We start from the raw sequence: 11552 nt of genomic DNA, 5'->3' as shown, positions 1-11552 counted from the left end.
CCACCATTCCCAATTCCGCGAGCCCGTCATGAATCCCACGCTCACCACCCGCATGGCCAATCTCCGCCGCCGCATGGCCGAGACCTCGACCGATCTCGTTGCTATCGGCCCCTCGAGCCACATGCGCTGGCTGGCCGATCTCTCGCCCCACGGCGATGAGCGCCCGGTCATGTTGCTCGTGAGCCAGACCTATGCCGGCTTCCTGATGCCGGCGCTCAACGTCGATAGCTCGCGCCAGCACACAGACCTGCCGTTCTTTCCCTGGGCCGATGCCGATGGCCCGAGCGCCGCGCTCGAACAACTGATCGACGCTACAGGCATTTCGCGCGAAAACCCGTCGATCGTCCTTGACGAAACAATGCGCACCGACTTTTCCCTGTTGCTGCTCGATGCGCTTCCGGGCGCCAAGCGTCGCTTCACCCAGGATACGGTCGGCTATCTGCGTTCGCGCAAGGACGAAGACGAATACAAGCGCCTAAAGGCCGCGCATCTCCTCAACGACCGCGCCGTCGAGGCCGCTTTTGCCGCGCTCAAACCTGGGATGACCGAGCTCGAGGTCGCCGCCTACATCGGCGATTTCTACAAGGCCAACGGCGCCACCACCGAATTCTGCTCGGTCTGTTTCGGCCCGAATGGCGCCTTCCCCCATCACCACACCGGCGCGACCCAGCTCAAATCCGGCGATGCCGTGCTGATAGATACCGGTTGCCGCCTCGATGGCTATCCGTCGGACATGACCCGCATGGGCTATTTTGAGGCGCCGCCCGAAGGCTACGGTCAGATCCACTCGATCATCGACCGCGCCGTGGAAGCCGCCATTGCCGCCGCAAAACCCGGTGTCGTCGCCAGCGAAGTCGACAAGGCCGCGCGCGATGTGATCACCGCTGCCGGCTACGGCCCTAATTTCCTGCACCGTACCGGCCACGGCCTCGGCATCGACGTCCACGAAGCGCCCTATATCACCGGCACCAGCGAAACCGTGCTCGACGAAGGCATGGTCTTCTCCATCGAGCCCGGCATCTATCTCCAGGGCCAGTTCGGCGTGCGTCTCGAGGAAATCGTCATCATCCGCAACGGTAAGGCCGAGATTTTTTCTGAGATGCCCCGCACGGCGGTGGCTGCTGGGTAAGCTGTCAGCCCCTCTCATCCACCCCTTCCAAGCGGGAGGCGCCGGATGGTGATCGTGACGAAATAGTTCCCCCAACTCGATCCACACCTCCCCCTTTGGTGGGGGAGGATTGAAGTGGGTGAGTGAGCCACGATTTAGCGTGAGGCGCTCAGAGCCCCTTCGCGACGTCCTCAAGCTGCGCAGCAACCATGCCCCAGCCCTCGTGGAACCCCATCTTTTCGTGGGCTTCTTTGTCTTCCTTGGTCCAGTGCCGCGCGACTGCCGTATATCGTGTCTTGCCGCCTTCATTCTCGAATGTCAGCGTGCAGGTGAAGAACGGCTTTCCCGATGGCTTCCAATCCCCGACATAGGCGTCGGTGAAAACTAGCTTCTTGTTGGGGATCACTTCCAGATATTGACCCGGATTTGGGTATTCGTTGCCCTGTTCATCAGCCATTACCACTTCAGTACCGCCGCCAACGCGCAGATCAAGTGTCGCTCTTGGCGTTGACCACGGCTTGGGCGCAAACCACTGCGTCATCAATACCGGCTCGGTCCAGCAGCGATAAACCGCTTCGGGTGGAGCATCGATCAGCCGGGTAAGAACCAGGTCGCGTTCGCTGTCTATCGTGTTGTCAATGCTCATTTTCGTCCTCGATTGTTGGCGTCTGCACTCACGACGAAAGGATCACGGCCGGTTCGACATTTCCAATCGATATTTTTGTTTGCCGAAAGGCTTTCTAGCGTTGCAGCGCGCGCAGGGCAGGACGCAAATGCCCGTCATGCGCTTTTAGCATCGCTTGAGCCTCAGTTAAGTCGCGTGCCCCTGCCGCGATCAAAACGGCTGGTTTGACATCACCCTGGCTTTTCGCCAGCGCTTCGGCCGCCTTATCTTCCCCCGTATGTGCAATGGCAGCGACAATGCCCCGCGCCCGTTGCTGCAGCTTAAGATTGTCCGCAATCACGTTAACCATGAAGCCGTCGTGCACATGCCCAAGATGTATCGCCATCAGCGTCGAGAGCATGTTGAGCGCGATCTTTTGCGCTGTTCCTGCCCCCATGCGCGTCGATCCTGCAATGACTTCCGGGGGTGTCGGAAGGCATATCCCAACGTCGGCAGTTTCGAGAATGGCGGCGCCGGAATTATTGGATAATCCGACCGTTTTTGCGCCGGCTCTGCGCGCCGCCTGAAGGGCAGCAACGGGGAAGGGCGTCTCTCCGCTCGCGGTGATGCCGATCACGCAATCCCTATCGCTGGGCGACAGATCTTCAATGGCCTTCTTCGCAGCATCGCCGTCATCTTCCGGGCCGCCGATCATGTTGACGAGAGATTCCATCCCCCCTGCTAGGATGACGACGATCTGTTCCCGGCGGATGCCATATGTCCCGGGCAGTTCGAGCGCGTCAGCCAAGGCCATCAGGCCTGAGCTGCCAGCCGCTGCATAGATCAGCCGCCCGCCGGACCTGATCGCGTTCGCGCTCATCTCGCTTGCGCGCGCAATTTCGTCCACGGCCAACGCGACGCTTGCCGCTGCCTCCGCTTGACCTTTTGCGAGCAATGACAGGATATCGGTCGGTGCGCGCAATTCGAGGCCATCCGCTGCATGGTGGCGCTTCTCAGTCTGTCTTTCGGCCATGGAAAACTCCTTGGCCGGATAATGCCAAAAAAATACCACTTGTCCAGCAGCGGACCGCGCGCCATAAGCCGTCCTGAGGTTTGTCGAAGTCAGCCCAGCATTTCCAGTCCAAACTGTTGAGGTGCTGAAAATTCGACTTTGCGAATGGTATTTTATTGGTATTGTATTTTCTCGGGCCCAATCGCATATATGGGTCGGTTTGAGATGACGTCAGAAGGGGGAGAGCAAGCGTGGCTGAGACGTCCGAAACGTTCTTTTCCGATAGACCTGTCAGCCTGCCGACTGGAGGCCCACTCTACCTCCAGCTCAAACGCTGGATAGAAGATGCCATAAAAAATGGCGCAATCAACGCTGGCGACGCTTTGCCATCAGAACGCGATCTTGCGACCAAGGTCGATGTGTCGCGGGTGACGGTTCGAAAGGCCGTTGCACAACTCGTGCAGGAAGGTGTTCTCGTTCAGCGTCACGGCTCGGGCACGTTTGTTGCGCCGGAAACGCACCGCGTCGAGCAGTCGCTGTCCCAGCTCACGTCCTTTACCGAAGATATGGCGCGCCGCGGCATGGCAGTGCGGGCGGAATGGCTTGATCGCGGCCTTTACGTTCCCTCCCCGGAAGAAACCGTCATTCTCGGGCTTTCCGCCGGGGAGAAAGTGGCGCGCATCTCTCGCCTGCGCCTGACTGGCGATATGCCGCTGGCCATCGAACGCGCTGCCTTATCAGGCGTCATTCTCCCTGATCCGCAAGGAATTGGCGACTCGCTCTATAAGCACCTCGACCTGTCAGGCAATCGCCCGATCCGCGCCATCCAGCGCATTCGCGCCGCCAATCTTGCCGAAGATGATGCGCGCCTCCTTCAGGTGCCCGTCGGATCGGCCGGCCTCAACATCGAGCGCACATCCTACCTGGCCTCGGGCCGCGTCATTGAATTCACCCGCTCCATTTATCGGGGCGATATGTACGACTTCGTCGCCGAACTTCGGCTGGGCGAAGCTTCCGCCAACGGAGCAGCAAAGCCATGATTGACCAGACCCACATGCGCCGCGAAGTGGATGAGATTCCCGAAGTCATCGCACGCTTTTTGACCCAGTCGGCTCCATCGCTCGACGCCGCCGCTGCGCGCCTGCGCCAACTCGACCCGGCCCTTATTGCAACTGTCGCGCGCGGGTCTTCCGATCATGCCTGTTCGTATCTGAAATATGCGATCGAGCTCACCGTGGGTGTTCCGGTCGCTTCCATCGGTCCGTCCGTCGCCTCGATCTACGGCAAGGACTTGCGTCTCGGGAAAGCGGCATCGATCGCCATTTCCCAATCCGGGAAAAGTCCGGACATCGTCGGCATGGCGCAATCGGCGCGCCGCTCCGGGGCTACGACAATCGCCATCACCAACACCGCCGATTCACCGCTTGCCGAGGCCAGCGATTTCACCATCGATCTCCATGCCGGTCCGGAAAAGAGCGTTGCCGCGACAAAGACCTTCGTGGCTTCCGTCGTTGCCGGTCTCGCGCTTCTGGCGCGATGGAGCGGCGACGCCGGTTTGACGCGTGCTATCGAAGCCCTGCCTGAAAATCTCGTTAAGGCGGTGGGCTGCGATTGGTCTGAGATGATCAATGCGCTCGATGGACACAACGCGCTTTACGTCCTCGGACGCGGCCCGGGCTTTGCCATCGCCAATGAAGCCGCGCTCAAATTCAAGGAAACCTGCAATATCCAGGCCGAGTCATACAGTGCCGCCGAGGTGATGCACGGCCCGGTAGCGATCGTGACGCCGGGCTACCCGGTGCTCGGCCTCGCCGCTCGCGATGCGGCAGAAGCATCGGTTGCTGATATGGCGCATAAGCTTGCAGGACAGGGTGCCCTGGCATTCCTTACCAGCGATCGCCCAGGCGCGGCCAAGCCGCTCGCCTTCGCTGCAACGGGTCACCCTATCACCGACCCGCTGGCGTTGATCGTCTCCTTCTATGGCTTCGTCGAAGCCTTGTCGCGACATCGCGGCCTGAACCCGGACGTGCCGCCAGCGCTCAAGAAGGTTACGGAAACGGTATGAGCGATCTGCTGGCGGTTTTCGGCGCGCGCATTTTCGACAGCCAAGCCTGGCACGACGATGCAGCCCTCCTGATCGAATTCGGCGAGGTCGCCGGCATCGTCCGCCAAAGCGATATTCCCGCCCATGCCACGCGGGTCGATCTCGAGGGCGGGATGATAGTCCCTGGCTTCATCGACCTTCAGGTCAATGGCGGTGGCGGGGTCTTGTTCAACAACGACCCCTCGCTCCACACCATCCGCACCATTTGTTCAGCGCACGCCCAGTTCGGCACCACGGCACTCTTGCCGACCCTGATTACCGACACTGTGGCCGTCAACATTGCCGCTATCGCTGCGGGTGTCGCAGCATCAACTGCGCAAGTGCCCGGTTTCATCGGGCTACATCTGGAGGGACCACACCTTTCCCTCGCTCGCAAGGGCACGCACGACGCAGCCCTTATTCGCCCGATGGACGAGAGCGATCTCGACCGCCTCATCGAAGCGGCAGCCAACTTGCCGAACCTCCTCTGCACGGTCGCGGCCGAAACGGTATCGCCTGAACAGATCGCGAGACTGTCCGAAGCTGGCGCGATCGTCAGCATTGGTCACTCGGATGCCAATTATAGCGATGTGAGCGAAGCGTTCGCTGCAGGCGCGACTATGGCCACTCATCTCTTCAACGCCATGAGCCAGATAGGCAATCGCGAGCCTGGAGTCGTGGGCGCAGTGCTTGACCATCCCCATGTCTATGCAGGTCTGATTGCCGATGGCATCCACGTCCATCCGGCCAGTATCGGTGTGGCGTTAAGAGCCAAGCGCGGGGACGGGAGGGTGTTTCTCGTGACTGATGCCATGTCGCAAACAGGAACCGATATTCAGACGCTGACGCTCAATGGCCGCCTCATCACGCGTGCCGACGGTGCGCTGAGACTGGCGGACGGAACCCTTGCCGGGGCAGACCTCGACATGATCGATGCCGTCAACTTCATGGTCGACGTCATGGAGCTCTCGATCGACGAAAGCGTCCGCATGGCGTCGCTCTATCCCGCAGAGGCAATGGGGTTGAGCGACACCTACGGCCATCTGCACTCCGGCGCCCGCGCCAGTTTCGTTCACTTATCTGAAGACCGGGCAGTGCAGGCGACCTGGATCGATGGCGTGGAAGTTTACCGCGCCGGGGCTCAGCCACGACCGATATAGGGCATGTTGGTTGCCATGACGGTCATGAACTGCACATTGGCCGAAAGCGGCAGCGCAGCCATGTATCTGACCGCATCGACAACATGGGCCACATCGAATGTCGGCTCCGGCATCATCGTCCCATTGGCCTGCAGCGAGCCGGAGTTCATCTGGCTGGTCATATCCGTCGCTGCGTTCCCGATGTCGATCTGCCCGCAGGCGATATTGTAGGCTCGGCCATCGAGTGAGATCGCCTTGGTCAAACCCGTGATTGCATGCTTCGACGTTGTATAAGAGGCAGCCTGCGGGCGCGGCACATAGGCCGAAATCGAGCCATTATTGATGATCCGGCCGCCTTGTGGGCTTTGTTTGCGCATGAGCCGAAAGGCTTCGCGCGCCACATAGAAGGCGCCGTTGAGGTTGGTGTCCATCATTTCCCGCCAAACCGAGACGTCGATGTCACCGAACGGCCGAGCTGGCGCAAAACGGCCGGCATTGTTGAAGGCAAGATCGAGACGTCCGTATCTTGAGCGTATCAGGGCAAAAAGATTCTCGACCGAATTCGGATCGGTCACGTCGCAGACGACCCCATCAATGCCGTGGCTGCGAGACATTTCAGCGACGAGGTCTGCCCGTCTCCCGCAGATGGTGACCGCCCAGCCCGCTTCTGCCAAACCAAGGGCGACGGCCTTTCCGATGCCAGACGTGCCACCCGTCACAAGTGCGATTCTGGTACTTTCCACGTCGGTTCCTCCACAAGATGGTCACGCTTGCGCCATGTGTCGGGCAAGCGCATCTCGCTGTCAAATGAGTTGGGTTCCCAAGCCATCTGCTTTCCCCATGATATCAAAAGGCCCGGCAAACCGGGATTTTTAAGGGCTTCTTCAGACCTCTTAACAGGAGGTTTCCATCTGTGTGCTGAATCTGCAACATCCGAAACGCAACCATATTGTGGCGCGCCCAAATCCGGATTTGCGTGATTGCGTCCTCGTTCGGCATGCGTAGAGTGGGTCTTGCGAATCCATGCATGGGATCGTTTGTCGGTCGCAACGCGACGGCAACACACTGCACCACGAATAGTGTGGTCGCGTTTCGACAAACCGCTGGGTAACCGGCACCAAATGACTGACTTTGGAGGTCAACTAATGAAACTCAAGAGCCTTATCCTCGGTTCTGTTGCCGCCGCTGGTCTCTCGACCGCTGGTTATGCTGCCGATCTCGGTGTTCTTACCTCGCTGGACGTCTGCGACGCTCTCGGTCTTTCGGGTCTGACCATCTCGTCCGACACCAACTGCCTGCAGCTCTCGGGCGGCGTTTCGTATGAATTCGCCATCGGCGACTACCGCACCGAAGGTGCTGTTGCCGGTACCTTTGATGGCAACCGCAACATCCCGATTGACAACGCCGGTGCTGACTGGGCCACCAAGGTCGAAGCCTGGCTCAAGGCCGTTGGCACCGCTGACTCCGATTTCGGTCCTGCCAAGGCAGTGATCAAGATCAAGGAAGTCGACCTGAACCGTGTCAACAACACTGCTGCTCTCGGCCCGGTGTTTGACAACGACGGTGAGCGCGTTGGTCTCTACATCGACGAAGCTTATGTTTCGGTTGGTGACACAACCGTGATCATGGCTGGTAAGAAGGGCTCGATCGCCAACCTCGGCGACGACGAACCATTCAACTACCTCGGCCTCTTCAACTCCGATGCCATCGACGGCAAGGGTGTTGGTATCGATGGTGACGACACCCGCCTCGGCGGTCACGTCATCCAGGTTGTTTCCGATCTCGGAAACGGCGTGAACGTCGGTGTTGGTCTTGAAAATCTCAACGACGAAACCCCGAATGCCGGTGCAACTGGTTTCCAGAATGGTTACACTGCTGCTAACGCCGCTCGCGCTGGTACCCTCGTTGGCGTGGTCTCCTACGCTGGTGAAGGCATCACTGCTCACCTGACCGGCGCTGCCTTCGGCATCCTCGATGGCAACGTCCAGGAATGGGCACTGCACGCTGGTGCCACCGGCACCTTCGACGCCTTCAAGGTTCGTGGTGCTATTGCGTACCGCGAAAACTTTAAGGGCACTACTGCTGACATCCTCAATGGTCTCGCCAGCGTTGAGGGCACCTTCGACCTCTTCAAGATCGCTCTGTCGGGTGAAGTTGCTAACGTCCGCAATGCTCCGGCAAACGCTGACACCGGTAACGTTGGTGATTACACCGACTACGGCTTCGGCGGCTCCATCGGCGTCAACGTCACCGAAGGCGTTGCTATCAACCTCGGTGCTCGTTACTTCTTCGACGACACCAACACCGTCATCGGTGGCGACAAGTCGACCTGGCAGGTTGCTGCTCAGCTCGTCGCAGCGGTCACCGAAACTATCAAGATGACTGGTGAAATCGGCGGCTACTTCGGTAACGCAATTGCCGACAACCCGGCATTCGCCAACGACTCCGTGTTCTACGGTGCTGCCGAACTCGCTTGGGCTCCGGGCGGTGGTTTCACCTCGTCCCTCAAGGGCGAAGTCAACTCCGAGAACGCCTACAAGGTCACCTTCAAGGCTGCCAAGTCCTTCGAATAATCGAAGCTTTGGTTTCCAATTGGAAAGGCCCGGCGCAAGCCGGGCCTTTCTGCTTTTATGATTTGGAAAAAGGCCTTCGCCTTTTTTCAGCAGGTCAAATCACCTAAGCTATTGGCCAAAGCGGCAACTCCAGGACTGATCTATGAAACTTGACCTACGTGCACTGGCATTAACGAGCGTTTCTGCCCTGGTCTTGAGCGCCGGATTCGCGCTGCCAGCACTGGCTGTTTCGTCAGTCATTGACGTTCCGCCGCCAAAAGTCAGCGATTATTGGGTCAGCGTGACGCGCCAGGAAGGCGGCGTCCTGGTCTTTGACGGGTTTGCGCCGGACGCAAAAACTCGCGACAGTTTTGCCCAAACGTCCAATGCTGATATCAATTGGCTCAAGCTCGGAAGCGGCGCGCCGGCGGAATACGCCGCGGCTGTTTCATTTGGTCTCGAAGCCATCCAGCGCCTTTCGGAGAGTCGTTTCGCGCTTCGCGGGTCGGTTTTGACGATCAGCGGTGTAGCCGCATCACAGGCTGATTTCATTGCTCTCCGGTCGAGTTTGGCGGGCAAATTGCCGGCAGGCATTATTCTCGCGAAGGCTGAAATTCAGGCGCCAAGGGTTGATCGCTATACCTTCTCGGCAAGGCGACAACCCAATGGAAACACTATCCTTTCCGGCTCAATTCCTGATCCTGAAATCGAACAGCGCATCCTGTCCATGGCTGGCACGCGATCGAGCTCTATGTTGCGGTTTGCCTCGGGAGAACCGCTGAATTTTGAGGCTATGCTCGATACGACCATGCCGCTTCTGGCGCTTCTTGCAGAGGGCGAGATCAAGCTGGAAAACGGCCGGTGGACGCTGTCTGGCGAGCCCGCGACGGCGTCGAATGCGCGCTCGATCGAGGCGGCTTTTACCAGCAATCATCTGGCGGAATCGGGGTGGAGCCTGGCACTTTCGGAGCCACGGCAGGCCGATGCGCAACCCTACGTCTGGAAGGCGGAAAAGGCGGCTTCGGGTAACGTTACGTTAACCGGGAGCTTACCTACGGAGGCAATGCAACGCGTTTTGGCTGCACGGCTCGGCGATGGCCTCTCCGACCGGACGACGATCGCGCCGTCCGCCCCCGACGGCTTCATCACGCACGCCCTTTCCGCCGTCGATGCCCTCAATCTTCTGGAGACTGGCTCTGTCGGATTCGATGGAGCAAAGTGGTATGTCGAAGGTGACGGTGAGGCGGCAGGGGCGACGGAAGTCATCCGGCAGAACCTGGCGGCGCCGGCGGATGCCTGGACCGTAACAGTTGATGAGCCCGCAGCTCCGGCAGTGGCATCGGTAGCCAACGAGCAAGAGACGTCCGCTCAGGTTGCAAATCCTGCTGACCCCGCATTGCCAGAGTCGGCAGCAGCTGCAGCTGAGGACGAACCGAGCGCGGTGACTGCTGGGGACCAAGTGCCCGAGGTGACTTCAGAGGGAGCAGTGCCTGGGATGGCCACGGAAGACCACGTGTCCGACCTTCCGGCAAACGGCGACACGTCCGAAGTCACCGCCGAGAACAGTGCTTCCGATGCGGCGGCGCCACAACCGGCGCCGCAGGTTGCCACGACCGATGCTGCCGCGATCGAGCGCTGCCGCGCAACGCTGGCGGATCTGTCTGCGCAGAATGCCATCCTTTTCCGTTCGGGCGCGGCCATTTTGGCTGAAGGGACCGGGCCGGCCTTGCAGGCGGTTGCGACGGCCGTGGCGCAATGTCCCGGCGTAGCGATCGACGTGGCCGGCCATACCGATGCCGATGGCGAGGCGGCGGCCAATCTGGCGTTGTCCGTGGCGCGCGCCGAGGCGGTCGTCACCGCGCTTGTCGGCCTCGGTGTTGCGACTGAACGGCTCTATGCCGTCGGCTTCGGCGAATCCCAGCCCGTCGCCGATAACGGCACGCCAGCCGGCAAGGCACAAAATCGGCGCATCGTCGTATCGGTCCACGCCGACTGATCAGGCAGCCCGGCTCCTGGACTTGCTTTCGAGCGTGGCCATGAAGTTGGCGACCGCTTCGATCTCGTCCAGCTGATCGAAAAGGGCAGGGGAGCCCTGGCCGGCAATGGTCAGGGCATCTGCATCGGGGCGGCGGCGAACCATCTCCTCATAGGTTTCCCGCCGCAGCTGATCGGTCAGCTGCGTGCGAAGGATCATAAGCGGGATGGGGCGCAAGGCGTCGAAAAGCGCCCATTGTGGAGTCAGAACATCGTCAAAGCCGATATCGGCCAGCGGCGCGAGGAGGCGCTCGTCGAAAAGCCCCTTTGCGCGGCCGCGTTTGTCGATGATGTGACTGCGCGCCGCCAAGGCATCGAGCGCTTCTTCGCCCAATTCGGGATAATCGCCGGCCAGCATGCGGCGGAAGCCTGCAGTTACGCGCTTCTGGCCGCGCAGCGAGTGGATATGCGCGAGGTTGTTGCGCAGGCGCACGATACCGCGCGAATCGACGACGGGGCCTGCATCGAGAAGAACTGTTCCGCTCAGCAGCAAAGGGTGATGGGCTGCGAGTGCCATGGCGACCTGCCCACCATGGCCTTGCCCCAATACAACAGCGCGGGTAACGCCGAGCGCTGCAAGTATGTCGGCAACATCCCGTGCATCGTTGAGTGTGCTGTAGTCACTCGCCTTGGTCCGATCGTCTGCCCGTCCGCGCCCCGGAAGATCGATCAGGATGGTCGGTCGCTGTCCGCCGGTGATGCGGCCGAAATAGGCGACGAAATCGGTGAAATCGGCCATGTTGCGATGAAGGCCCGCCAGACAGACGAGCGGCAGGGGGCCACGTCCCAATGGAGCGGTCACATGCACAGCCGCGCAAACAGTAGGATTGCGCGTTTCGATCCGCGCGATGGGGAAGGGCGCGAAGGCTTTATGGTCTGGCGGCACGAAGCGCTTGCTGGGCAATTGCGGTCTCCCTCGCCGTTCTTTTGCCCACGGACGGCGCTATCGATCAAGCCCTTGCCGACAATTGCCATTCGCCTTGTCGCAGGCGCCGGTTGAAAGTATGGTGCCGGTCTCCA

General features: G+C 60.3%; 10 protein-coding genes. 6 read left to right on the top strand and 4 right to left on the bottom strand.

Going from position 1 to position 11552, the window contains the following annotated elements:
* Positions 1 to 28 precede the first annotated feature (28 nt).
* Positions 29 to 1129 (top strand): M24 family metallopeptidase, encoded by a 1101-nt coding sequence (locus VW35_RS02810; protein ID WP_046141705.1) that lies wholly within the window; start codon positions 29 to 31, stop codon positions 1127 to 1129.
* 148 nt (positions 1130 to 1277) lie between these two features.
* Here the strand turns inward: VW35_RS02810 and VW35_RS02805 are convergent, their stop codons facing one another.
* Entirely contained in the window at positions 1278 to 1754 is a 477-nt protein-coding gene (locus VW35_RS02805) for an SRPBCC family protein (protein ID WP_046141448.1), read from the bottom strand.
* A 94-nt stretch (positions 1755 to 1848) separates the two neighbouring features.
* The gene (locus VW35_RS02800; protein ID WP_046141704.1) at positions 1849 to 2745 is read right to left on the bottom strand and encodes an N-acetylmuramic acid 6-phosphate etherase; all 897 of its coding nucleotides are present in this window, start codon (positions 2743 to 2745) and stop codon (positions 1849 to 1851) included.
* A 230-nt stretch (positions 2746 to 2975) separates the two neighbouring features.
* Here VW35_RS02800 and VW35_RS02795 point away from each other — a divergent pair, with 230 nt between their 5' ends.
* The 3 genes from VW35_RS02795 to nagA are packed head-to-tail and all read left to right on the top strand — an operon-like array spanning position 2976 to position 5967.
* On the top strand, positions 2976 to 3764 hold the full coding sequence (locus VW35_RS02795) for a GntR family transcriptional regulator (RefSeq protein WP_046141447.1): 789 nt from the start codon (positions 2976 to 2978) through the stop codon (positions 3762 to 3764).
* The gene (locus VW35_RS02790) at positions 3761 to 4789 is read left to right on the top strand and encodes an SIS domain-containing protein (RefSeq protein ID WP_046141446.1); all 1029 of its coding nucleotides are present in this window, start codon (positions 3761 to 3763) and stop codon (positions 4787 to 4789) included. Before VW35_RS02795 ends, VW35_RS02790 begins: the two co-directional genes overlap by 4 nt.
* Positions 4786 to 5967, top strand: a complete 1182-nt coding sequence (nagA, locus tag VW35_RS02785) for an N-acetylglucosamine-6-phosphate deacetylase (protein WP_046141445.1) — start codon at positions 4786 to 4788, stop codon at positions 5965 to 5967. The genes VW35_RS02790 and nagA overlap by 4 nt, the downstream gene beginning before the upstream one ends.
* On the opposite strand, the gene VW35_RS02780 is transcribed toward nagA, so the two are convergent.
* Positions 5949 to 6689 (bottom strand): SDR family oxidoreductase, encoded by a 741-nt coding sequence (locus VW35_RS02780; protein ID WP_046141444.1) that lies wholly within the window; start codon positions 6687 to 6689, stop codon positions 5949 to 5951. The genes nagA and VW35_RS02780 overlap by 19 nt on opposite strands.
* A gap of 402 nt (positions 6690 to 7091) precedes the next feature.
* Here VW35_RS02780 and VW35_RS02775 point away from each other — a divergent pair, with 402 nt between their 5' ends.
* Together VW35_RS02775 and VW35_RS20365 are read left to right on the top strand one after the other, a co-directional pair.
* Positions 7092 to 8519 (top strand): hypothetical protein, encoded by a 1428-nt coding sequence (locus VW35_RS02775; protein ID WP_046141443.1) that lies wholly within the window; start codon positions 7092 to 7094, stop codon positions 8517 to 8519.
* A gap of 142 nt (positions 8520 to 8661) precedes the next feature.
* The gene (locus VW35_RS20365; protein WP_083982354.1) at positions 8662 to 10494 is read left to right on the top strand and encodes an OmpA family protein; all 1833 of its coding nucleotides are present in this window, start codon (positions 8662 to 8664) and stop codon (positions 10492 to 10494) included.
* Here VW35_RS20365 and VW35_RS02765 read toward each other — a convergent pair whose 3' ends face one another.
* Positions 10495 to 11436 (bottom strand): alpha/beta fold hydrolase, encoded by a 942-nt coding sequence (locus VW35_RS02765; protein WP_152662446.1) that lies wholly within the window; start codon positions 11434 to 11436, stop codon positions 10495 to 10497. It abuts the gene before it with no gap.
* Positions 11437 to 11552: the final 116 nt, after the last annotated feature.

Origin of the sequence: Devosia soli, assembly GCF_000970455.1 — a bacterium.
Taxonomy (GTDB): Bacteria; Pseudomonadota; Alphaproteobacteria; order Rhizobiales; family Devosiaceae; genus Devosia; species Devosia soli.
This window is presented reverse-complemented; position numbering and strand designations above follow the sequence as displayed.